This window comes from Enterobacter sp. D2 (assembly GCF_034427575.1).
In the GTDB taxonomy this organism is placed as follows: domain Bacteria; phylum Pseudomonadota; class Gammaproteobacteria; order Enterobacterales; family Enterobacteriaceae; genus Enterobacter; species Enterobacter cloacae_M.
This window is the reverse complement of sequence record NZ_JAXQPP010000010.1, coordinates 45,701-69,730: the sequence shown is the minus strand read 5'-3', so window position 1 is coordinate 69,730 and position 24,030 is coordinate 45,701. Positions and strand designations below refer to the sequence as shown.

Genomic DNA, 24,030 nt, shown 5'->3' with positions numbered 1-24,030 from the left:
ATGCTGAGACAGAATGCAAAGATGGCGGCCCTGCTGCCGGGAAAGTCATGATGAAGATAACGAACATAATGAAATATACCTATCCACGCGTGCTGTTGACGCTTGCGGCTGCGTGGATGCTTGTGCTGGGGCTCACGAAGGAGGCAAAGGCTCAGGTAAGTTGTGAGATTCTCAATGGAAAGTATATGCGGCCAGTACAAATGAATCTCAACCAAGCTATCACAACAGGTACTAATGTCGCTGGTAAAACATTCAATTACGTAACAGATACGCAGGGATATAAAGTAGGTTTAAAATGTACTGGTCCAGCAAGTTNAGGTACTAATGTCGCTGGTAAAACATTCAATTACGTAACAGATACGCAGGGATATAAAGTAGGTTTAAAATGTACTGGTCCAGCAAGTTCACTGGTGAATACATCTGTTCAAATTAACAATAACGCACATCTTTCAGGGGCTGAAGGCCCCTGGACCTATTACAAGGTAGATGATTATTTCTCAATTGCTTTTAGCTGGACAAATTGCAATTTTGGTTCTATGTATTTGCCTACCCCCCCCTTTAATTCTTTTTGTGCTGGAAAAGAAACAGTCCAAAGTATATTTAACATATTAACTTTAGCTATTTTGCAATCAGCTATGTCAGGGGGGCCGGTTGACTTAGAAAAATTTGAAAGGCAACCAACGAAATGGACTGTCCGACTACGAGTTGAGCGTGCGTTTAGCGGTCCAAGAGCGATTAACTTTCCAAATATTTTTCGTTACTATATAGGCGATGTACCCTCGGATATCGCCACGATCCAGATGATTTCCCTGGTGGGAAGCATCACTGTACCGGAGACCTGCACCATCAACGCGGGACAGACCATTCAGGTCGATTTCGGCAATATCGGGGCTGGTCTCTTTGAAACAGCTGGGCAGAAGCCTTCCGGCTACACGCCGGTGACGACAACGGCTCCTGTGACCTGCAACGATGCTGCTGCTGCCCGTAACGTCAAGGTCAGCCTGGCAGCCACCACAGCCCCCGGTATGGACTCCGCAATCCGCACCTCCAACCCTGATGTGGGTATTGTGGTCCAGGACATTAATGACCGCACCGTACGCCCTAACGTTGATACGCTGCCGCTTCGTCTGACAAACACAGGAGGAGGGCGTAACGAAGGGACTGTAACGATGAAGGCTTTTCCGGTGAGCACGACGGGCAAAAAGCCGTCGATTGGTAACTTCACTGCCACGGCAGCCATTACGGTGACGTTTGACTGAGGAGAATAACAATGAGATGGCATATACCGTGCGCCGTCGTGCTGACGGCTTTCATATCCCGGACGAGCTTTTGAGAGCATCATGCTTTTTCGTGCCAGATTCAGACTGTTTCGCTGCAGGGTTTCTTGATTTGAAAACTTTGTGTTAAGCCGTTCGTGTTTTATAATCTGTATAATTTAATCGGTGTTACTTAATACCCAGGGTCCCCATGAACATAACTTCTTTACTGAAAAGGAAAGAAATTTTTTTTCTTAAGGGTAAGAGCCTGATTTTGCGTATGCTTTTTTTACTGTCATTGTCATTTATCAGCACTGATTTAAATGCATCTGTTGTGATTGGTGCCACACGTTTATACTTTACTGGCACTATGGATAATGTTGATGTTAAAGTAAGAAATACTGGCGACAAGCCTTTTCTCATCATATCTAAAGTCACAGATGAAAGTGAGAGGGGAAAGAACACTGTTCCCGGAAAAATCAGGAGTTTTAACGTCGTACCTCCGGCGTTTTCTATAAAAGGAAATGGCGAGCGGTTAATCCGGATCACAAAAGGCGATTTATCTTCTGCCCCGACAGATCGCGAATCTCTTTACTACCTTTCAGTAGCTGCTATTCCTCAGGGGGGGCAGGCTGAAAACTCAGTGCAGATTGCAGTACGTTCGTGGATAAAGTTGATTTTCAGGCCTGAGAGTATTAAGAAATTTAATGTCAATGATGTTAAGTTTTTTTTAAGAGATAGCGTTCTAAATATTAAGAATGAAAGCCCATATTATGTATCCATTCCTTACTTAAATGCTAATAACGATGTTTTCCCAAAAAATATTAGCATAGCTCCACTCTCTGGTATCGAACTGAATACATGCCGTGGTTCAGGTGCTTGCAATGTCAGGTTCAGACTGTTGAATGAAGATGGTTCAGCCTCCGAAGAGCAAGAAATATTATTAGAAAGAGGATAAGTATCCGGCCTGCGTTTTTATCCTTTCATGCCTGTTCAAAATATGTCTTCTGTGTTGCCCTGTAGCAAAGCCTGTTCAGATACTCGATGAGTGATGCCGAGTAAGTTTCATCTTTTAAAGGCCGCCATCGTTGTCGTAATACGCTAGCGCGGACATGTCTCTGTAAAAAGAGAGACGGGCATTTCCTTGAGCAGTTCAGGCTGTTAAACACCGGTTCACCACTCTCCAGCCCCTCTTTAACCGGCAGTTCATCAGTGATTTTAAGTGGGACTTAGCGTTAAAAAAATGAGTACCCAGTATGAGACTTACATCGGTATTGTTTCAGTGCCTTTAAAATACTGATTTAGTCGTCCTGATGGCAGCGGCACGAACCGTCATTGCTTTTTCGCATTGCAAGTACCGCATTTCGTTCCGAAAGAAGGTGTGTAACTGCACCACCTATCGCTGCCGAAACCAGTGCGAGCGCATCCTTGGGCAGATTAAGTGCCGCCCATGTCAGCCCGCAGATTAAAAGGATAACAAACAGAATATTAAATCTTGATATACCCAGCTTGATGGATCGAATGATGTCTGATGTCTGCTCGAGTTCTTCCCTGTGTCGCAGTCCTCTGAGCTTCTTTACGGCTTCCAGTGATTCCAGGAAGTGCATTTCAGCTTTTTTTAGTCTCAGTATGGATTCCTGCGGACTGAGTATTTCATCGATTTCAATACAGATAAGATTAAGGTTCAGTCCCGGTTTTCCTGTCACATCCGCGCTCAGCGCGTTTTCAGCAAGCTCAGCGATTAAATAATCAAAAGTGGATTCATCAAGCGAACCTTTTCTTTCTGCGTGTTGTATCGCGGTGGGACAGTACTTTTTCATTAACTCGCAGGAGTTTAATTTCTTAATATCGGGAGAGTTACTTTCTTCTTTTTTTTCACTGTCCGACAAGGAGGTGATGCTGTTTTTATTTTGCTCACTCATGGAACACCTTTATGGTTCACTGCAACTTTAAACGTTGCGAACATAGCCCGGTCAAAGCTGACCAGACGGTAAGATGAGAGGGGCCAGTTTACTGGCCCCTTTATTTACATGCTAGCGGTTACGGTTATCACTCATATGTCCAGTCAGACGGATTGTTCGTCGTTATGATAGGATTGGAAGACGCATCCTGTATTACAACACCGAGACTTCCTGGGTTGCTGGATGCCTGTCCAGAACGATTGGTTGCAGTAACACTTATGCTATTAGGTCCGTTTGTCTTCAGGTTTGTTACAGTAGCAGTACAGTATTTGTATGCCCAGTCGTTTTTACAGCCACCAAGATTTATTTCTGTGCCGTTCAGCACAACTTTATCAACGCTGTCATCTGCGTTTACGTAAAGCGTTCCGTTTGTTGTGGTGGAAGTGAAGCCTGTACTTGTAAAGGTAAACTGGCCTGTAGCGAATAAGGAACCACCGATTTCTTTTATCCAAATCCACGTATTAACACCTGGCAACTGCCCGCCATTCTGTGAGCCGGTGAAGTACGACCCTGTTAAGACCAAACCAATTTCATGTTTGGTCTGAGCTGTCACTGTCGTCCCGCGTGTGTTACGTCCATTACGCGGTGAGACAGATATTTCAACAATTTCACCAACATCATCATTGGTCAGCAGGCGCTCATCAATTTTCCCGCTGGCGTCGACGGTAATTCCCTGAAGCGCAGCAGAGGCCGTTGAGCCAACAGGAGTGCTTTGATTGCTCCAGGCAAATGTCGATGTATTTCTCGGGTCACCGTTCGCAGCATCAAAGTCATACGTTGCCTTGATTGTGGAGTTCGGAAGTAAATCGGTGACTTTAACGACAACCAGATTATTGATTTTCGGTATTGCATTAGCATCGATGGCCTGGCCGTTGTTGCCGTCAACGATCTGGCCCGCACCGCCGTTGGTCTGCGTGTCGTCGGTGAGGGTGTTCCCCTTGATGCCGAGCTTGTTCTTCGCCATGACGGAGAGCTCAATCACCTGGCCGGCATCGGCCGTCGTGACGGGGCGTACTTCGACGGCGCCGGGGGTGGTGACCGTCTTTCCGCTGCCTTCGACTGCAGAGGCCGTGGTGCCCTTGACGCCCCAGAGGAAGAGGGACTCATCGATATTGTTGCCCTTGCCGGCATCAAAGGTGTACTGGCCGTTGAGCTCGTTGCCGGAGAGCAGTGAGCCGGAGATTTTGAGGCCTGAGACGGACGGTGCGGCGTTGGCATCGACGGCCTGGCCGTTGTTGCCGTCAACGATCTGGCCCGCACCGCCGTTGGTCTGCGTGTCGTCGGTGAGGGTGTTCCCCTTGATGCCGAGCTTGTTCTTCGCCATGACGGAGAGCTCAATCACCTGGCCGGCATCGGCCGTCGTGACGGGGCGTACTTCGACGGCGCCGGGGGTGGTGACCGTCTTTCCGCTGCCTTCGACTGCAGAGGCCGTGGTGCCCTTGACGCCCCAGAGGAAGAGGGACTCATCGATATTGTTGCCCTTGCCGGCATCAAAGGTGTACTGGCCGTTGAGCTCGTTGCCGGAGAGCAGTGAGCCGGAGATTTTGAGGCCTGAGACGGACGGTGCGGCCGTCGGATCAATAACCAGCCCGTCAGAGCCATCGCTGGCGTCGTTGCCCTGGTCCTTACTCATGCTGGTGTCAACCGTGAGGATTTTACCCGTGAGACTGATGGTATTGGCCGGAAGAAGCGACAGCTCAATAAACTTTCCGGCATCCGCAGCAGTAACGACATAGCCATCGATCTCTCCGGATTTTGAAATCCGCTTGCCCAGTGAAACACGCTCTGCTGTTGAGCCCTTCTCACCCCATGCATAACGGGAAGCATCTTCTGCTTTTGCAATATTTCGGCTGGCATTTTCTACAGTCTGTGACTGGACAAACCGGTAGCTACCCGTAAGCGTACTTCCGACGCTGAGCTGACCGGAAAGTCTGAGATCGACCGCGGAAGGAGCTGCGGGCTGAACAATATCAACGGTAACAGGAGCAAGAGGTGTGCCCTGAACCGTAGGAGTGATGACAAGGGTGCCTGCACGTGTCCCGGTCGTCATGGTGGATTCATACACACCCGGCGACGTTTCCCTGAAGCTGGTGAATTCAGGCAGCGTTCCTTCATTTCCCGGCATATCAAATTTCAGGACAATTTCCCCGGCCAGCCCTGTTATCGGATTACCGGCTGCGTCCTCAAGTTTCAGAATCAGTCTGGAGGTGCTGGTTGCATCTGCGGGCAGAACATCTTCGTCTGAGTCAAACACGCTTTCCGCGGCGCTTATCCCGGCGGAAAGAACAGAGATCTGGACTTCTTCGCGCTTCGAGATATTGCCTTTTTTATCTACGGCAACCGCGTAAACACTGACCGTATTAGCACCGTTTACCGCGTACGGAGGAAGGACAACGTTGTACTGCTGTCCGCTACCTGTAATGCTGCCGCCAGCAGCAACCAGGGCCGCATCATCCCAGCGGATAGTGTCAAGACCGTATTTGGCGCGTACGCTGAGTGTAATGGATTTGGTCTCTCCGGACTGACCGCTGATGAGTGAAGGGGCTTTAAGGCGGATTAGCTCCTGCTTGCGGTACTCAAGCACAATTTCATTATTTCGATCGACGAGGTCATAGCGTGAGCCGGCAAGAGTACGTTTTGTACCGACTGAATCCGGATCCGTCTGGCGCAGCCAGGAGCCACCTAAGTCATAGTTCAGGCCAAGACTGAAGCGGGTCTCCCCTTCGCCTGCCGTGGTACCCTGTTTTCGGTCAACACCGATGGTCAGCAACGGGAAGGGAGTGTAGCTGAGGCCTGCCGTCAGGGCGGCAGGATTACGGCTGCGGCTGTTTTTACCAAACAGGCCAACATCCTCTCCGTAGTATTGTTCATAAGCAAGCGAGGCGCCAAGTTGTGGCATGGCTGGTAGCCAGGCTTCTGTCCGGATATCGAACCCATTTGCCGGGCGTTCATCGTAATCGGTTACATCCGGGGAGGCACGCCAGTTGCTGGTTCGGAAGTAGCTGTTTGCCCCAAACTTGAGGTAGTCTCTCGCCAGCTCAAGGCCGAAACCGGCGCGGGAGTGGTCGCGTCTGAGATCATAGTCAAAGAATGCGTTATAACCAAACATCCATTCGCTATCGATGTAATGGCGCTGGCCCAGACCGAGATTAGCCATGGTGCGATCGTTAATATGACGAGCCCCAAACTGTGTGAAAGTCAGTGATGATGGGGTATCGCGTAAAGGGATCAGCATATCGAGTTCGGTGCCATCGATGCGCCCCTTGTTGTCGATATTCAGTTTTGCCTTTGCGGTTCCTGCACCGCTCAGCCAGCTATTGATTTCCTGATTAGCCTTTTCAACCACCATGCTTTTAGCCTGCCCGGCAAGTGAGCCTGAAATATCAGAGGACTGGAGGATGCCGGCGGTACGCGTACTGGCTGAAGCAATGTCCCGCTGAAGTGAGTCGTTATCAACAGAGAATGGGCTGGCCGGCGCTGTCTTTTCGTTCAGCGGGGAGGCAGGGACATCAATCTCTGCGCCTGTGCCAAGATGTTCAAAAGGCGTGCTGAATGTCCTGAGCTGGTTGAGCTTTTTGAGCTGCCCGACCGTAAGTGAAAATCGATCGGCAACCGTCTGGACAGTTTCGTTGTCCTGAAGGGTATAGGGTTTCACGGCAAGCGCCGCGAGTTCAGAGTCATTAAGATTGAGTTCTTGTTGAGAACGGGCAACCGCGGATGATGGTGTAAATGCCGCCGCGACAGGAAAAGCAATCTGGGCAATGATATTCGTCCAGGCTACCAGTTTGACCCCGCGCCGGGATTCTAGCTTCGGATTATTCATTTGATTACCATTTTAAGATTAATAACGTACTCACTGGTTAACGTCTTTATAAGTAAGAACCTCAAAAAAGTAGTCAAAGCCCCTGCGGTGATGAAGTTAATTTATTTAAAATTAATTAAAATTATATTATTTTGTGCATCAGGTCCTGAGTGAGAGTTTACTCTTGCATGGGGTCTAAATAATTCTCTTACTACCCATTCAGATGAATGAACCGATATCATTCATGCCGTGTTTCTGTCTGGCATCGATTCAGTGTGCAAATTGGTGAGAATTAATGTGTTATGTATATTATTCTGAAATCTGCTTTCTTGACTGACACGAGGAATATCTTTAATTTATATTTTTAGTACATTTCCGTGTGCAATAATCGTGCGAGGTTATAACAATATGACAACAGCCGGAAAAGAACTTAAAAGGCTTCGTGAAAGGTCGAATTTAAATCCTGATGAGCTTGCCTTATTGTGCGGCTGGCCAAGTTCAGTGCGTGTAAAAAGGTACGAGGAAGGGTTAAAAATTATCTCGCTGGAAGATGCCATATCGTTGTCCTCGGTTCTGGGCGTTGTACCGGCTCGTTTTCTTTCAGACAGCGCGGGGGATGCTGAATATGTCAGATATAAAAGCACATCCTTACCTGTCGTGGGGGAGACGGATTTGCGTGCTATAACCCTGAATGAGTTTGTTTTAACGGCCGAAGGCGCATGGAGTAATTATATTCGCTCCGATACCATACCGTACAGGCTGTATGGACTAAAGGTTAGCACCGCTGAAGAAAAACCGTTCTACAATGAAGGCGACCTGTTGATTATTGATTCTAAATCCCATCCCTGCACGGGCGATCTTGTTGTTGTTAAATCGTATTTTGAAGAATATAAAATCCAGAAATTTCTCGGATATGAAAACGGAAAATTCATACTCTGCAATTTCGCTTCAGACCAAAAAAACGAATCGTACAGCGACAGTGACATATTTTTTGTTATGGGTGTGATGGTGAGCTGCAATGACTATATGCCGGAAATGTCAGCACCGGGCTGATCTTACGTGATTAAATGCTTCCGCCTTACGAGGCGGGCAGTCAGCTTTTTGTTGTATCCAGATGTAGTTAACCAGGTCTGCGGTACATAAATTGTATGCAGTCAGGCCTCGTGGATTTCGTAAATTCAGTACGTGATTATCTGATAATACATGCCCGGCGTCTGTACCTTCCCGGTGATTTGCCTCACTCTGGCGGCTGGCGAAGCTACAGGATCCCGGCGGAATGTAAAAATGGCTTAACGGGTAACAGTGGCTGTTTGTACCATGGAGTGTTGCAGGGTCTGGCATGCAGACGTTTGTACTGACGCTGTTCTCCAGGGATCACTACCCGTGTTAATATTGAAAGACATCATGCACGGAGGCTGTCCGCCCATGAAAACGATAAAAAGTACGCCCACTCCCCATGATGCCGCATTCATGGCAGTTTTTGACTCAGCCGGATGTGGCACGGGATTTTATGGAGCTGCATCTCCCCGCAGAGCTTCGCAACATTTGCGATCTCAGCACGCTGAAGCTGGAATCGGGTTCCTTCGTTGAAGATGACCTCCGCCAGTATTTCAGCGACGTGCTCTACAGCCTGAAAACCACGGCTGGTGATGGTTACATTCACGTGCTCATCGAGCACCAGTCTTCAGCGGATAAACACATGGCCTTTCGGCTGATCCGCTATGCAGTTGCGGCCATGCAGCGACACCTCCAGGCGGGCCATCAAAAGTTGCCACTGGTCATACCGTTGCTGTTCTACACCGGTAAGCGAAGTCCTTACCCTTACTCCACCCGGTGGCTGGATGAGTTTGAGGATCCGCTACTGGCCTGCAAACTCTACAGCAGTGCTTTTCCGCTGGTTGACGTGACCGTTATCCCTGATGATGAAATTGCAGGCCATCGCAGTATGGCAGCCCTGACCCTGCTTCAGAAACATATTCACAAGCGGGACCTGGCTGAGCTGATTGACCGACTGGCGCCCATTTTGCTGGCCGGATATCTCTCTTCATCGCAGGTCATATCGCTGGTACACTACATAGTACAGGCAGGCGAAACGTCCGACGCAGAAGCCTTTGTACGCGAACTGGCACAGCGTGTGCCGCAACACGGAGACGCACTTATGACCATCGCACAGCAACTCGAGCAGAAGGGAATAGAGAAAGGTATCGAGAAAGGTATCCAGTTAGGCGAACAGCGCGGTATTGAAAAAGGCCGTAATGAAGGCAGGCTGGAAGTTGCCCGTACCATGCTGCAGAATGGTATCGACCGTACTACCGTCATGAAAATGACCGGCCTGACTGAAGATGACCTGATGCAGATTCGTCATTAATTCTCTTTCCGCCGCCCCCCCCCTGTCTGGCCTTCAGCGTAATCCGGCCGGGGCAGGGAGCCCGGCCGACGTGATTTTATTAGAATGGTTTACTGCGCTATTTCATAGTGAAGTTCACATCAATGATGTGATATGCGAACCGACTGACGCATGGATGTCTCTCTGGAAAATCCCCCTGACATGCTTATGGAGGGGGGTAATAATGCCGCAAAGCGGCATGAAGGCGCTCTCCTGAACGGAATATGCCTCTTTCGCTGACTGGCGCCGTGAGGCGCTTACGAGCGTGTATATCGAACCAGTCGAGCCCTGGTAAGCTCTGGCTGAGAGGATTATGGAGGCTGGGCTTTTAACCCGGGTAGTTACAAGGTGAATCTTTCTTATAATAATTAGACGCATAAAAGTGATAACCGCTTTTGCTTTACAAGAAGTGCACTTATGAAATTACGTAAAGACGAAGTGCCTGCTTGCCTGTGCGATAGCATTTGACCTCACAAACCATCTGGGAATGATGATGAGAGCCAGTATTCGGGCGAAGATTGTGAAAGTATGTGAAGCCAAGATTGCATCTAAAGGGAGTGATGTTGGTGTGTCATTTTATGCTTTTTTTGCCAACAGGAACGATGACCCTGAATTACTCATGGAAGTTGCCCAATGGTGGATCATGGAGATGAAACTGGACCACTTCGAAAAAGCCCGAAAAATACTATCCCTTGTCCAGGGGCGTCACGACTCTGCTGCTCCATTATAATTTTCTTTAACCAGACCGGTCCTGGCAAATAAGTTACTCATCAAAAGCTAACAAATTATTGATTTTATTGATTTAAATAAATAAATTTAACATAATCTTTGTTATCCGCACTTGATATGTAACTGCAATATTCTAATGTCACTTTTGGGGATGCGGATGTTTTCCTGGACTGTTATGTCTTGATCCCAAGATGCTGCCGGTACTTCGCAGGACTCATTGCACCTAATGATAGCTTGATACGCTTTTCGTTATACCACCGTATGTACTTGTCTAGGAAGCTGATAAATTTTTCCAGCGTGATACCCGCCCAGTTTCTGCCATAGAACATTTCGTTTTTGATACGCCCGAAGAAGCCTTCACACGCAGCATTATCCGACGAGCATCCTATGCGCGACATGGACCTTATAAGTCCGGATGTATTGACACGATCGAGCCAGCCTGGCCATCGGTAATGGCCACCACGATCGCTGTGTATCACCGGTTGGTCATTTTCGTTGAGCGTATCGAGTGGGCCATCGAGCATCGTATTCACGAGCGTCGCGTCCGGGCGTGTTCCTATCGACCAGCTCACAACCTGGCCATCAAAGCAGTCGATAACTGGCGACAGATAGACTTTTCCAGCCGGAAGCTGGAACTCCGTTATATCGGTCAGCCACTTTTCATTTGGCCTGCAGGAACTAAAATCCCGGGCGAGCAGATTTTCCGGTGCCGGGCCGATTTCTCCACAGTAAGAGTTGTATCGTCATCGCCTGGTGCGCTTAACAACGAGCTGCTCTTCTGCCATCAGTCTGCGGACGACCTTCTCAGAGATAATTTTGTTATTGCCGCGAAGCATCGCGTGAAGACGCCGGTAGCCGTAGCAACGGTAGTTTTCCTCAAAGATCTCAGCCATGATCAAGCGTATTTCCGCATATTTATCACACAAGCGCTGGCTGGCTTTGTGGTAAAAATAACAGCTGCGGGCAAGTTGCAGAACGCCAAGCAACTCAGTGACGGGATACTTATTCTTAAGGGCATCAACTATCTGGGTTTTCTCCCTGTTTTTCAGGGTCTGAAAGTTGATGCCCAGGTCTTTTTTTATCAGTTCATTCGCCTTTGTCAGTATGTCCCGTTCGAGCAGCAGCTGATGAACCTGCTGCCTGAGCCGTTGGATTTCACCGAGCAAAGCATCCTGATTTTTATCCTGAGGAGCTGGCTTTTGTTTGCGCATGGATTGATAAGCCTCGTCACTGATAAGGTCTTTCTTCCATTTGTACAGGACCGGAACGCTGACGCCTATGCTTTGTGCAACTTTACGCGCGGTTCCACGTCGGTTACATAGCTCCCGGACGGCCTGAGATCTCTCTTCCGGGCTAAAGCATTTGTTTGTGCCTGAGCGTATGACCAGGGGGGCGCGTATTTAGGTAAAACTCATCGTGAGCAATATAATTCTCAAAAGCAGTAACTTTCTGTAATTAACAAAATATAAATATAAATATAAATATAAATATAAATTAGAAATCTTTTTGCAAATTATATTGCGGGTTTTTACTATTCATGCTGAAATTTATTTTTCAGCATGAAGGTATTAATAATATAACCTCAATACCACTAAATGTAAATTTGGCCATTATTAACCAACAAGAGTAATTACTATGAAAAATAGCACCATCAATAAGTTCCTGCTTGCTTCAACGCTGTCACTGTGCGTTTCTTCCGCTTTTGCAAGCACTGCGGTCATGCAGGTTAAAGGTAAACTGATGACTTCATCCTGTACACCAACTCTGAGTAATGGTGGATTAGTGAATTACGGTAACTTTAAGGTGGGAGACCTGGATACTTCGAACCCGAATCAGCTTGGTGAGAAAGATATTACTCTTACTATCAACTGTTCAGCTCCAACGAGAGTCGCTATTACGATAACAGATGATCGCCAGTCATCTGCAAATGATAGCGTCATCCTTTTGACTCCTGTTTCAGGTGCCGATTCAGTCAATGATGAGTTTACTCGTTTTGGTCTTGGTAAAACTCAAGGAGGCGTGAATATTGGTGCCTGGGCACCATTTGTTAATAAGGCTACAGTTTTAGCTGATGGCGCTTCTGCGAATCTTATTTATGATGAGGCATCAACAGGAAGCACTTGGGCACCGCTAGAGTTAGAACTTAATGACTACCAAGTTTTACCGACTAACGCTATGGTGACATTAGGTGACAGTAATAACATCCCGAAAGCATTCACATCTGCTACTTTCCCGATGAAAACAAGTGCGGTTATTGATGACACCACCACCCTTGCTCTTACGGATGACACAAATCTTGACGGACAGGCAACTATCAGTCTGGTTTATCTCTAATCAGTAAACATTTGGCTCAGCAGCTAAATGCGTCGGCCTGTATATTGTGCTACAGGCCGTTGTTTATTTTAACATTATATTATGCAATATTATGGTCCGTATTTATATGCCGCGCATTATTATATATCTGCAGTTATTTATTACTTCGATATTACTTTCCTTCAATCTGAACCTTCATGCAGCCGGTATGGTGCCCGAAACCAGCCTATTGGTTATCGACGAGGCAACGCGCAGTGGCACTATTAATGTAAAAAACACCGATCCTTATCCCTATCTTCTATATACAAATGTAGTCGATTTACCTGATGATGAAGGCCCGAAGGTGATTGTCACACAGCCTGTCGTTCGTGTCGAACCCGGACAAACACAACAATTACGTTTTATCATGCAGGCCAGTACACCTCTGAAAAATGAGCATTTAAAACGTGTGACATTTGAAGGAATTCCGCCTCAAAATACAGATTATAAAAATAAAATAGGAATGAATATTCGCCAAGATATTCCAATGCTTATTCGTCCAGAAACATTGCCTGTTGTTACCGATGCATGGAAAACCCTTTCATGGTCAAAAAAAGGCCATTCATATATGGTTACCAATCCTGGTAAATATGTTGTTAGGTTGTCAAGTGGGGTCGTTTTTCTGCCTTCAAAAACCTTGGGGGAAATTAAAAAAACATACATTCTTCCGGGGGAAACTCTGGACATCGTCGTCAAGGGGGATGTTACAGGCGACAGTAAAATTGAGTTTTTTCCGGCCAGCAGATACGGTGTGGCAGTGCCTAGTTTTACTGCTGTCCTGAATTAATGAAAAAGGAGTGGGTCGTGATAAATAAATATTATAAACACTCTTGTTTTCATGTGTGTTCTTTTCTGTTGTTGCCTTTCAATTATATTTTCGCGAATGTCAGCCAGGCTCAGGAGATTAAATTTGATTCAGAAATTATTCAAACACGAGGACTAAGCCCAACGCTCAATGATTACTTTTCTAAGACCCCTCGTTTTCTGCCCGGGACACACTCTGTACAGGTACAGATCAATGGTCGTGACTTGGGGGAGGCTGCTGTACGTTTTGGCGAAGAGGGAGAGTTATGCTTGGATAATGATTTTATTGAGTTTGCAAGCATGTTTCCTCTAAGTATCAATACCGAAGACACCTGCAATAGCATTCAAAATTATTATCCAAAGTCAACCGTAAGGCTATTACCAAATCAAAACACAGTTGAACTGTTCCTTCCCGAAGAGGCGGTCAGTACAGAAAATAACCTTAAAAAATTCAGTTACGGAGGAACAGCAGGACTCCTGAACTATTCGCTTTTTTCAAGCAATACCCGTAATAGTGGAAGCGGCGGCCTTCATTACAGTCAGGCAAGTCTGGAAGGTGGGCTAAACGTGGTTGACTGGTCTTTACGAAGCCGTTATATACTTACTGACAACAGCGGCAAAATAAATTCTGAAAGCCTTTACACATACGCAGAACATGTTTTTGTTAAAGAACGGAAAACTCTTCAGGTTGGCCAGATCAACAGTGGGTCAGTTCTTTTTCGTGGTGCCCCCATTATGGGAGTGGGCATCACCACGACATCAGCTTTAGTAAGTAACGGTTCCGGTGTGCAAGTATCTGGTATTGCCCGAACTGATCAGTCGCGAGTAGAAATTCGTCAAACAGGACAACTGATATACAGTATCCTGGTTCCTGCAGGTCCCTTTACCCTCAATGATATCCCGGTGTTACGTACTAATACAGACCTGGACGTTACCGTGGTTGAAATTGATGGTTCAACTAATCATTTTATCGTTCCGGCTTCTGCTGTTAATCGCCGTGGAGGGGCCCCTGACCGTGGACTGATGATGTCTGCCGGACAATTACGAAATACTCGCAGTGACCACGGAGATCCCCTTGTCTTTAACGTCTCTGATGGTTGGAGTTTATCACCTGGATTTAATCTATTTGCCTCTGGCATCCTGTCAGGAAAATATCAGGCTACAGGTATAATGTCAGAGTACATACTGAACCAAGACTGGCGATTGTATGCAAGTCTTGCCGGCAGTAGATCTGATTTTGATGAACGTATCTGGGGTACAAAGGAAGGAATTCAAACCAGTATATCTCTGGCCGATAATATTGGCTTATCTTTCAGTACAAGCCGTTTCGATGGTGAATTCCGGGAACTGACAGATGCGCTTAATATTAAGTACCGAGGATATAATAATGTATATAATACAACGTTAAACTGGTCCTCATCGTTGGTAGGGAGTTTATCCGTGGGATATGGATATAATCAGGGGAGCGGTGATAGTGGAAATTCTCGGAATATGCTTATTTCATGGGGAAGGCCATTTGGTCAGACTTCTATTTCCGCTAATTGGCAACGGACTATAAGTGATAACAAAAATTATCGTAACGATGACCTCCTATACGTCAATATGAATATTCCACTGGGTAGAACGCAAAATATAGGAACGTATATGCGAAATCAGGGACCTCACACCAGTTATGGCGTACAAAATTTCGGCTCATTGTCTCAGGATCTGAATTACATCCTCAACGCTGATCACGATAAAGGAAGTCGCACTGACAGTATTAATGGCGGTCTGAACGCCAACCTTCATTATGCACATCTAAGTATAGGTGCTGGGAGTAACAGTAACGGAATGAGTAACTATAACGGTGCGCTTTCTGGCGGCATCGCAATGCACAGCGGTGGGATCACATTATCACCTTATGCTATCAGAAATGCTTTTGGTATTGTACGTTTAAGCGAACCCAAAAGTGGAGTTGAAATCAGTACACCACAAGGTAGCGTGTGGACGGATTTTCGCGGCCAGGCCGTTATCCCTGCGATGAATGAATGGCGCAACTCAAGAATTCAAGTTGATGCAAATAAGTTGCCACAAAACATGACGCTTGCAAACGGGATCAAAAATATGGCTGTCGCTCATGCTTCGGTGAGCGAAGTTAACTTTAAAGTACTCAAAAACAGACGCGTCATGCTGAATGTCAAACGCAGTGATGGTTCTTTGCTGCAGAAAGGTCTCGCTGTGGTAGATACCCAGGGTAACTACATATCCACAAGTGTTGATGGCGGAAATGTTTTTCTAACTAATGCAGATCACAAGCCATTGCTGTACATCATTGATGAAAATGGTCAGCGCTTGTGTCAAATCAATTATTCGTTGAATGATAATATAGATGAAAACGCATTTTACGAAGAAGCAGAAGGACTATGCAAGTGAACAAAAAACACCTCAGTCGATTATGGATCACCGGTGTTACGACTCTTTTTATTTTGGCATTCAGTGTATCTACTGCGATGGCAGAAGAGAACAATTGCCAACTTACACTCTCACAATCTACTATTGATTATGGTGTCTTCGGGCAGGAGGATGTGGTCGAAACAAAAAATAATATGAATGTGATGTCGGAAAAGGAATTTATGGTAAATGTTTATTGCCCTAAGAAACAGAAAATGGCGGTGTTTGTACGGGGAAATACAGACGCAACAGGGGCATTTTTGTTTGGTAATTTAGGTCTCATTTATCTGAAAGTTGGCAACATAATTGTTGATGGCCAGCCTTATCAAACAGGTAAGACAGATGACAGCATGGGATTCTTTCCACTAAAAGAGAAAGACAACTCTGTTGAACTTTATAATAATGAAGGTGTTATAGCTGTGGAAAATAATATCGTTCCTCAGGGGCAACAGATGAGTTTCGTGGTAACGTTGTCTCCGTTTCTTTATAAGGATGCGTGGCGTCGTAATTCAGACCAGTCTTCGCTAATATCAAGTATCGAATGGCAGATACTTGACTTATAATAGTTAGGGTGTTTCCCCCTCCTGTCTCAGGGGGAAAGTTTGGACATCAAAATATAAGGACATTCCTTTTTTGCAAAAATTATTTTCGACGAATGTCATTCGCTTGCTTAAATTTATTCGGCATAAAAATCGCGACACGATCATTTCCGCAACTGATGTTCCTAATAAAATTATACGGCTTAAGATGAGTCATTCAGGCATACAGGTTCTTCAACAGCACTTTTTGCCGTTTTTATACTCAATGATCAGTATTCAAAAAACCAGATAAGCCATTATTTTAAAATTTATTTTTATAGAAACTTACGATGCAAACTTCCTTTATCGCATCGTAAGAAACTAAACTAGTCTGACCATTTTGTTTGGCAGTGCGCAACCAACAATAAAGTTGTTTTATCGCTCAGTAATACCCTGACCCTTTCCGCTAGTTTGCCGTTCTGGCTTTCAAATTCATGCATGAATATTCCAGCGTACTGAACAAGCAAGATATTGAGTTTGGATGTTTAAAATCCTTTATGTTAATACGCCACTCTGCCCTGATCATTTCTTCCATTTAAGCTTTTTAAAAAATAAATTTTTCTCATTTAGCATGATAAGAATTCCAACTCCATTCTAAAAGAAATTCATTATTGTAAATTTTAAGTCTTTGAAAGATTTTACTAGATCTTTTAACTTATTAAAATGTATCTTTGAAAAAGTAGACTCTCTGCGGTACGCTTTGACAATACCATTTACCCCGATTTTTCACGCAGCGCGCCGGTCGCTTTCCGGCCCGGACGGAGCCCGACATGGTCCTGATGCCCGACGATGAACCGGAGCTGAGTCTGCCCGCAGTGGTCATTCCACCCGGTGATGAATGGCTGCCGGCGCTGTCCGGTGAGAACGCTCCGGTCAGTCCCGCCCGGGCCTATCTGCTTTCCCTCAACTCCCCCCGCAGCCGGCAGACCATGGCCTCGTTCCTGGACATCGTCGCCGGCATGCTCGGCGCCGCGTCCCTGGAGTCCTGCTGCTGGGGCAGCCTGCGGCGCCATCACGTGATGGCCGTGACCGAACTGCTGCGCGACACCGGCCGGGCCACGGCCACGGTCAACACCTACCTTTCGGCGCTGAAGGGTGTGGCGAAGGAAGCCTGGATGCTGAAGCTCATGGATGTCGAGAGTTTTCAGCACATCCGGGCGGTGCGTAACCTGCGCGGCAGCCGTCTCCCGCGCGGCAGGGCCCTGCCACAGAGGGAGATCCGCGCGCTGTTCGGTGCCTGTGAGGCCGATGATTCCAGTATCGGCATCCGCGATGCGGCGATGCTGGCCGTCATTCTCGGCTGCGGCCTGAGACGGTCGGAGGCCGTGGGGCTGGATTTACGTGACGTTGTCACAGATGAGCGGGCACTCCGGGTGCTGGGCAAGGGCAACAAGGAGCGGCTGGCCTATATGCCGGCCGGCACCTGGCAGCGGCTGCAGAAGTGGGTTGATGAAGTTCGGGGAGAAAAAGACGGGCCGCTGTTCACCCGCATCCGCCGCTTTGACACCCTGACCAACGCCCGTCTCACCGATCAGGCGGTGTACCATGTCCTGCAGGTCCGCCAGCGCCAGGCCGGGATAGCGAAATGCGCGCCGCACGACCTGCGTCGAACCTTTGCCACCGCCATGCTGGATAACGGCGAGGATCTCATCACGGTGAAGGATGCAATGGGTCACGCCAGCGTCACCACCACCCAGCAGTACGACCGCCGGGGTGAAAACCGTCTTAAATCCGCCCGTGACAGGCTGATGCTGCCGTGAAAACTGGCTGATGAGTATATGATGATTAATATCTTAATATGATGTTAAGATTTTAATTATCAGGTTGTTGCTCATGGCAAGACCTGTTACTGCTGATGGCCTGCCGCAGACTTAATGCCTGAAACGGATTGCGGATCGTGATAGCAGTCAGCAGATGCCCGCTGGATGCCAGCATGTTTTCCTCTCAGGCAGGTTCACTGACTGAATGACACTGCAGGAGACAGTAAGAGTCCGAAATACCGGCCTGACCGTCTTGGGGCTGAGCCGCTATCACCTGTGCACTGGGATATAAGAGCCATTTACGCCCGCAAGGGATTCTGGATGCGAGGCTATTTAAATACAGACCACAGACGTTAATCCTGCTCACTTATTGTCTGCAGCCAGATCTTAAATAAACCAAAGCCTTACATAAAGGCCACGGTCATATCATAAGAATTTTACAAACTTTAAAGTTCAGAACCATGTTTTGGAAAGTCATAACTGCTACTCGAATCGCTTATAAATTAGCTTTAAATACACACTCTCCACATCGGCAGAAACCGGATATAGCAAAAAACAAAAAAAACAGTTATTGTTATAATCAACCGGCTGCTTCCCTTCTTAACCGGGGTGGTTTGGAGCCGCGTCGCGGCCGGTTACACTGCTTCATAATGACGGACTTAGCATTTTTCCTGGATCGCTACGTTACTGTACTTCACTTAAGTATATTTTGTTGTTGATTTTATTGTGAAGACAAAGAAGTCTGATGTTATTTTTGCTCTCCTTAGCCTCACCTTCGAGCAGTAAACCGGTCACGCCAGCCTCATCAGGAAAAAGTATGGGTTCGGAGATATGCTCTTTTTTTATTTCTGAAGAAGACAGACACCGCTGTTCCACCTCATCGAAATAATCTTTCCAGCTTTGATCTGATGAAGAGATAGCGCTGTATGAACATAAACAGGTAACGAGTAACACTACAACTTTTCTTTTGAACATAACATATCACTCTGATATTAGATTGTAAAATAACCGGGAAGTAAGTCTTCCCTCCTCACCGTAATTCTGACATGAATAAAATGTTATAAATGTATCTCAGGAAAATAGATTAATACGGCCATCAAAGCATACTGTGCACTGAGGATTACGATACTGCCAAGACTATATCATCAGGGATTTCTCTCCTGCTCGCTTGCCTGTGTGTGATAGCGTGAGCCCTCAGCAACCATCAGGGAAAGATAATGAGAGCCTGTAGTCGAGCGAAGATTAAGGTATGTGAAGCCAGTATTGCGTCTGAAGGGGATGATGTTGGTGTGTCATTTTATGCTTTTTTTGCCAACAAGAATGATGCACCGGAATGCCCCATGAAAATATCCCTTTGGTGGATTATGGAAATGAAACTGGACCACTTTGAGAAAGCCAGAAAAATCATATCTCTCGTATAGACCTGGCACATTGCTTCTGCTTGACTCGCCAGGTGCAGAGCCTGAAATCTGCATATCTGTGAGGGGCTATAGCCATTGGCATCCACTGTTTCCGGGATACCCGGCTTTTTTATCTGCAGGTAGTTCAGATCTTTATTATGTCTCCCCTGGCCGGCCTGTTTACCACGTGCGTATGCGCACTTTTCAATTCCTTGTTTTTGCCGCTGACGGCGGCTAAGCCACTCCTTCTGTAACACTGAGGCCATCAGCTCGATCGGCATGTTATTGATGGCGGTTATCACTGCGTGGGTACCGGAGACATTCGCAACTTTATGAAAGTGCAAAGGGGATATGGCCACAGCGGCCATATCGGCTGTACGGCAGGGTGTTACGTCAGTGGAACTGATATAATCACAAATCGTACGGGACATAATTTGTTCTTGCGCTCTGGCTCATCAGCACTTCAGTGTCTTTATATTCTATCATCTCGGAATCACCGCATATTGCCTGATTATCCGAACGACCTTTTGGTGAACTCTGCCCCATACACCATGATGCCGCCAAAAAGAGTGCCGTGTTTGCAGCGCCGATAACATAGTGGAGCGATCTTGAAAAACTGTATAAGCCAGAATTCATGGTTGTATTACGATAGAGGTTTTCGTTATAGTCTGGATTATTACGCCATTCACCAGTCAGCTGACCTCTCCCGCTGACGGGATCCCATACAAACTGCCGGGCCCTGACAATCTGATTTGAAAGAACAGAGCGTAGTGCGCCGATTTCACGCTGCGGACCATAGACTAAACGCAGGGCATTCAAATGGTCTCTTGCTGCAGTCCCCATAAACCAGCGAGAACTTTCATTCTCAATGATACGGTTAAAGTCATACATATTATTGGTTTGTGCGATTTCATAAACCCAGGATGTCCTGACCCGTAATGAGGGATTAAGATTGAATCGCGCAGTGCCGATACGGGCCGCCGTGTCTATATTATCCGTTGTTGCTATCCATGCAGAGGTTCTGTCCCTGACCGACGCGCCGGAAACATGTTCATCAACGCTGTCATTGGTCCCGTAAGACTGAAAACCATTTGCAAAAATATCTGACGGGTCCCTGTCATCAACCCGGTATACGACATGTTCAGGTAAGTTGACGGCAGTCACTGAACCGCAAAAAAACAGTGAAGTAATAAGAAGTAAAAATCTGCCCACGCAGTATCTCCCGATTGAAGATAAAAATCCCTGATTGTATAAGGTTACTCATTAGTGCGCACGACTGAAAAACTCACGATGCTCCCATTTCTATCGCAATCCATCGTGTATACCTTCTGATGCAGGTTCATGGCATTCTGAGCCATGCTGTAAAGGAATTTCATGTTCCAGAAATAATCCTTTTCAACAAAAGGGACGGGTTCAGCAGGGTTAGGTTTTCCGTTCATACTGTCTGAAAGATAGAGTGCAGTAACCCCCTGGCCTTTGTAGTTACCGGATATCCCAATAATGAATTTGTTCGCATGGCATGGTTCCGTAATGTATTCTGCAGATAAGGCCGGTGCTGAGACAGCAGATAATAAAATCAGTGCGGGGATATTTACTTTCATTTTTTAACCTTTGCTAACTCTATGATTTTAATAATTGAATGTTTTTTTCCTACCTGTCTGGTAGAAACGGCATATGAAAAACAAACAGTGTAGTAATAATTTCATGTCATGCATAAAAATATCGTATTTATGATTTCCAGGTAACTCAATCAGATTTTTTTTCCAAAAGATACCGAATGAGGTTAACATAGTCCAGATCATTGCCTTCACTAATTCTTTTTCGAGTACTCATCACGCTGTCATTGATCAGATACTCCCCCTTTATATATACAGACGGAACGCTTGTAACATTAAATTTCTGGATCATTTCTTTTCTTTTTGAATTATACCATATAATATTACCCTCAAATCTAAATGGGTTTTTAGAGATGAGTTCGTCAAGACGCTTCGCAAAACCTGAAATATTTACAATCATACTCATTTCAGCATCAGCATTTATATCACGCCCTGAATATTTAAGCCCCCTCATATTATGAAAAACATTATAAAAAAAACCTTCACTTGACACTTCATAATTTTTAATCAAAAAACCATTTGAACTTTCAAGATGCCATCTCTCCGCAAGATAATTATCATAAGGACTGAAAAAATCTACGGGGATTAACTCAACATCATATCCACGAACATTTAAATACCTAAGCAACCCATTTTTATAAATTAATTCATAACTTTCCCTGGAAGCAAATGAAAAGAAAACAACAATCTTACTGGCACTCTCCACTTTTTTAGCTAAAGGAAAATACTCTCTGTAAGCCTGATATTCTTCATTCTGCACGGAGTGTGCACTTAATGAAAAAAGAGACATGAATAGCGAACAACATACAACAGACAAGGCTTTTTTCAATCTGAAAATCCTTTATGTCAGTAAGTTTTTAACAAAATATCTCAAAAAACACTAACCATACAATGCATTTACAGAAAATTACACCGGTAAGTTTCCCTTACAGTATTACTTATGATGGTGGTGACTTAGAAACTAAAATTGTGACCCGTGGCATTTTATTATTATTTCAGGAATGATAAAACAAAGGAATAAATATGAAAATAATTATTATCCTGGACCAGTGATTTAAGCTGTTTGTTCATTCATATCTGCACACACATCCTTATCTCCATCATATAATGTCCCGGGTTAAGAAATATGTTTAAAATCCGAAAGGGAAAATTATCGATCACCGTGGCGCTGATGTTTATCGTTACGGTCAAAAGCAGCACTTCAGGGCGTTGAAGACCAGTATAATATGTCGATGGAAACCGGGCCCATGTCCCTGTTCATCATTCAGGGATATGGTTAGCTATATATAGCCTGATGTTCACCATTGTGGGATCGCTGCCCTTTTTTTTACTTTCCAGGCCCGAGAGATGACAGAGAATAACTGATCGCACCTTTGTTGTACGTCAACCTTACCTTATGCGCACGCAGCAACAGTCTACGTGCCTGTGTTATCAGCACTGGCACGGTTCTGTTTAACCGGTATAGCTGCGTAAGCGAAAAATTCAGAGTTTCATTAAGCCTCCAGGAGCAGCCAGCTTTCAGTATGCTGCTGAAAACATATTCGCCTGATTAGTTTTTTCCGCGGAGCCGCTCCGGGAAAATGTGCACTGTCGTGTGTTCTGCCGCCTCATTCCGGTTAACGGATACCCGTTTTTCTTAAACTACGCCATTTTTTTAGCCGAATCAGTGCCTCATCAAGCACATCCGCGGGCTGAACCAGAGCAATTCTTACCATGCTCACTCCTCCGGGGCCGAAACCGCTGCCGGGGGTAACCAGAACGCCGGTTTCATCAAGCAACTGCTTAGTATTGGTTATGTCCAGCAACTCATTGGCTAAGTAGAACGGCGCACAAGGAAAGCAAACCGCTTTCGCTGCTATGCCCGCAACTGAACAGTTCTACGGAGCGTTAATTGCCAGACGGTACATTTCTTCTAGAGCAAGCAAACATCTGAGCGTCAGCTTCTGTTCCCTGCTACACATAACAGGATTCATAGAGCATTCTTGATATCAACGTACCGCGCCGGCGGGAGTTCTCTCTAACCTGTTCTGTGGCGGTAACGAGTTCGTTCAGCGTCATCTGATAATTCATCATAGATATCTCCAGTGGACCAGGAGCATCCTGAGTTTTGTGTACCCGATGCTTGTGTCACGACGCCAGGCAGGCAACAAAAAATATGAATTTTCTCAGTACAATTATACGCCGGCCCTGAAACTCTGGTGTGTCTCTTCAGATAAAAAGTCCCATTGCGGGACAACAGACTTGTGATAGTCCTAAAATGGGACTATCATCATGACATGAAGATAATCGCTATCAAGACACTGAGGGATTTCTGGACGGCGAATCCCGATGCAGAGCAGCCGCTAAAAGCCTGGGTAGACGAAGCCAGTAAAGCTGAATGGAAAACTCCGGCAGAAATCAAAGAACAATACCGCAGTGCCAGTATTCTTAAAAACAGGCGAGTGGTTTTTAATATTAAGGGAAATGACTATCGGTTAATTGTTGCGATTGCATACCAGCGAGGATGGATGTTTATCAAATTCATTGGTACGCATAAAGAATATGACAAAATAGATGCTGAAACTGTCAGCCTGGAGTAAATCCTATGCAGATTAAACCAATTAAAAATGAACAGGACTATGAAGCCGCGTTACGCGCTGTGGAGCCTATGTTTGATAACGAACCTCCTGCCGATACCCCGGAGGGAGACTTTTTTGAAATTATGTGTGTGTTGATTAATGAATACGAAAACAAACACTTTCCTGTCGAAGCCCCAGACCCGATTGAAGCTATTAAGTTCAGGATGGAACAGCAGGGGCTGACGGTAAAAGATCTTGAGCCGGCAATTGGAAAATCTAACCGGGTCTATGAAGTGCTTAACCGCAAACGTAATCTGACGCTGCCCATGATCAGGAAATTACATACAATGTTTGGCATTCCTTTAAAAAGCCTCGTTGGAGGATAAGCCGAGTTGAAA

The 24,030-nt window shown here is 46.0% G+C and carries 18 protein-coding genes and 4 pseudogenes; 14 read left to right on the top strand and 8 right to left on the bottom strand.

Features of this window, described 5'->3' with window-relative positions:
* Together SPG90_RS21915 and SPG90_RS21910 are read left to right on the top strand one after the other, a co-directional pair.
* A partial coding sequence (locus SPG90_RS21915; RefSeq protein WP_322408397.1) for a fimbrial protein occupies nt 1-1,259 on the top strand: 1,259 nt, incomplete at its 5' end.
* A gap of 208 nt (nt 1,260-1,467) precedes the next feature.
* Nucleotides 1,468-2,214, top strand: coding sequence for a molecular chaperone (locus SPG90_RS21910; protein ID WP_322408396.1), 747 nt, complete (start codon nt 1,468-1,470; stop codon nt 2,212-2,214).
* Nucleotides 2,215-2,557: 343 nt separating this feature from the next.
* Here SPG90_RS21910 and SPG90_RS21905 read toward each other — a convergent pair whose 3' ends face one another.
* Nucleotides 2,558-3,178: a hypothetical protein gene (locus tag SPG90_RS21905; protein WP_322408395.1), complete on the bottom strand. Its 621-nt coding sequence runs from the start codon at nt 3,176-3,178 to the stop codon at nt 2,558-2,560.
* 127 nt (nt 3,179-3,305) lie between these two features.
* Nucleotides 3,306-7,040, bottom strand: a complete 3,735-nt coding sequence (locus SPG90_RS21900; RefSeq protein ID WP_322408394.1) for an inverse autotransporter beta domain-containing protein — start codon at nt 7,038-7,040, stop codon at nt 3,306-3,308.
* 387 nt (nt 7,041-7,427) lie between these two features.
* On the opposite strand from SPG90_RS21900, the gene SPG90_RS21895 reads away from it, so the two are divergent.
* The 3 genes and pseudogenes from SPG90_RS21895 (at nt 7,428) to SPG90_RS21885 (ending at nt 10,135) form a co-directional block, all read left to right on the top strand.
* Nucleotides 7,428-8,072 carry a helix-turn-helix domain-containing protein gene (locus SPG90_RS21895; protein WP_322408393.1) on the top strand — a complete coding sequence of 215 codons (645 nt, stop codon included), beginning with the start codon at nt 7,428-7,430 and terminating at the stop codon, nt 8,070-8,072.
* Nucleotides 8,073-8,444: 372 nt separating this feature from the next.
* A pseudogene (locus SPG90_RS21890) lies at nt 8,445-9,387 on the top strand (Rpn family recombination-promoting nuclease/putative transposase).
* Between the two features lie 511 nt (nt 9,388-9,898).
* Nucleotides 9,899-10,135, top strand: coding sequence for a DUF6500 family protein (locus SPG90_RS21885; RefSeq protein WP_322408399.1), 237 nt, complete (start codon nt 9,899-9,901; stop codon nt 10,133-10,135).
* A 172-nt stretch (nt 10,136-10,307) separates the two neighbouring features.
* Here SPG90_RS21885 and SPG90_RS21880 read toward each other — a convergent pair.
* A pseudogene (locus tag SPG90_RS21880) lies at nt 10,308-11,492 on the bottom strand (IS3 family transposase); the annotation flags it as partial.
* 277 nt (nt 11,493-11,769) lie between these two features.
* Here SPG90_RS21880 and SPG90_RS21875 point away from each other — a divergent pair.
* The 5 genes from SPG90_RS21875 to SPG90_RS21855 all read left to right on the top strand — a co-directional run bounded on the left by SPG90_RS21875 (nt 11,770) and on the right by SPG90_RS21855 (nt 18,058).
* Nucleotides 11,770-12,468, top strand: coding sequence for a DUF1120 domain-containing protein (locus SPG90_RS21875; protein WP_322408392.1), 699 nt, complete (start codon nt 11,770-11,772; stop codon nt 12,466-12,468).
* 106 nt (nt 12,469-12,574) lie between these two features.
* Entirely contained in the window at nt 12,575-13,273 is a 699-nt protein-coding gene (locus SPG90_RS21870; protein WP_322408391.1) for a fimbria/pilus chaperone family protein, read from the top strand.
* 17 nt (nt 13,274-13,290) lie between these two features.
* The gene (locus SPG90_RS21865) at nt 13,291-15,702 is read left to right on the top strand and encodes a fimbrial biogenesis usher protein (RefSeq protein ID WP_322408390.1); all 2,412 of its coding nucleotides are present in this window, start codon (nt 13,291-13,293) and stop codon (nt 15,700-15,702) included.
* Nucleotides 15,699-16,283 (top strand): hypothetical protein, encoded by a 585-nt coding sequence (locus tag SPG90_RS21860; protein ID WP_322408389.1) that lies wholly within the window; start codon nt 15,699-15,701, stop codon nt 16,281-16,283. Before SPG90_RS21865 ends, SPG90_RS21860 begins: the two co-directional genes overlap by 4 nt.
* Before the next feature lie 785 nt (nt 16,284-17,068).
* Nucleotides 17,069-18,058, top strand: coding sequence for a tyrosine-type recombinase/integrase (locus tag SPG90_RS21855; RefSeq protein WP_322408388.1), 990 nt, complete (start codon nt 17,069-17,071; stop codon nt 18,056-18,058).
* A 684-nt stretch (nt 18,059-18,742) separates the two neighbouring features.
* Here SPG90_RS21855 and SPG90_RS21850 read toward each other — a convergent pair.
* Nucleotides 18,743-19,012 carry a hypothetical protein gene (locus SPG90_RS21850; protein ID WP_322408387.1) on the bottom strand — a complete coding sequence of 90 codons (270 nt, stop codon included), beginning with the start codon at nt 19,010-19,012 and terminating at the stop codon, nt 18,743-18,745.
* 263 nt (nt 19,013-19,275) lie between these two features.
* Here SPG90_RS21850 and SPG90_RS21845 point away from each other — a divergent pair, with 263 nt between their 5' ends.
* Nucleotides 19,276-19,479 carry a DUF6500 family protein gene (locus SPG90_RS21845; protein ID WP_322408386.1) on the top strand — a complete coding sequence of 68 codons (204 nt, stop codon included), beginning with the start codon at nt 19,276-19,278 and terminating at the stop codon, nt 19,477-19,479.
* Nucleotides 19,480-19,511: 32 nt separating this feature from the next.
* Here the strand turns inward: SPG90_RS21845 and SPG90_RS21840 are convergent.
* The 4 genes and pseudogenes from SPG90_RS21840 to SPG90_RS21825 form a co-directional block, all read right to left on the bottom strand.
* Nucleotides 19,512-19,769, bottom strand: a pseudogene (locus tag SPG90_RS21840) (resolvase); the annotation flags it as partial.
* 100 nt (nt 19,770-19,869) lie between these two features.
* Complete coding sequence (locus tag SPG90_RS21835) at nt 19,870-20,670, bottom strand: hypothetical protein (RefSeq protein ID WP_322408385.1); 801 nt, start codon at nt 20,668-20,670, stop codon at nt 19,870-19,872.
* 44 nt (nt 20,671-20,714) lie between these two features.
* Nucleotides 20,715-21,059: a hypothetical protein gene (locus SPG90_RS21830; RefSeq protein ID WP_322408384.1), complete on the bottom strand. Its 345-nt coding sequence runs from the start codon at nt 21,057-21,059 to the stop codon at nt 20,715-20,717.
* Nucleotides 21,060-21,204: 145 nt separating this feature from the next.
* Nucleotides 21,205-21,903 (bottom strand): hypothetical protein, encoded by a 699-nt coding sequence (locus SPG90_RS21825; RefSeq protein WP_322408383.1) that lies wholly within the window; start codon nt 21,901-21,903, stop codon nt 21,205-21,207.
* A 391-nt stretch (nt 21,904-22,294) separates the two neighbouring features.
* Here SPG90_RS21825 and SPG90_RS22405 point away from each other — a divergent pair.
* The 3 genes and pseudogenes from SPG90_RS22405 to SPG90_RS21810 form a co-directional block, all read left to right on the top strand.
* Nucleotides 22,295-22,354: pseudogene (locus tag SPG90_RS22405) on the top strand (hypothetical protein); the annotation flags it as partial.
* A gap of 996 nt (nt 22,355-23,350) precedes the next feature.
* Nucleotides 23,351-23,653 (top strand): type II toxin-antitoxin system HigB family toxin, encoded by a 303-nt coding sequence (locus SPG90_RS21815; protein ID WP_029403837.1) that lies wholly within the window; start codon nt 23,351-23,353, stop codon nt 23,651-23,653.
* Nucleotides 23,654-23,658: 5 nt separating this feature from the next.
* Nucleotides 23,659-24,018: a transcriptional regulator gene (locus SPG90_RS21810; RefSeq protein ID WP_322408382.1), complete on the top strand. Its 360-nt coding sequence runs from the start codon at nt 23,659-23,661 to the stop codon at nt 24,016-24,018.
* The last annotated feature ends 12 nt before the right edge of the window (nt 24,019-24,030 follow it).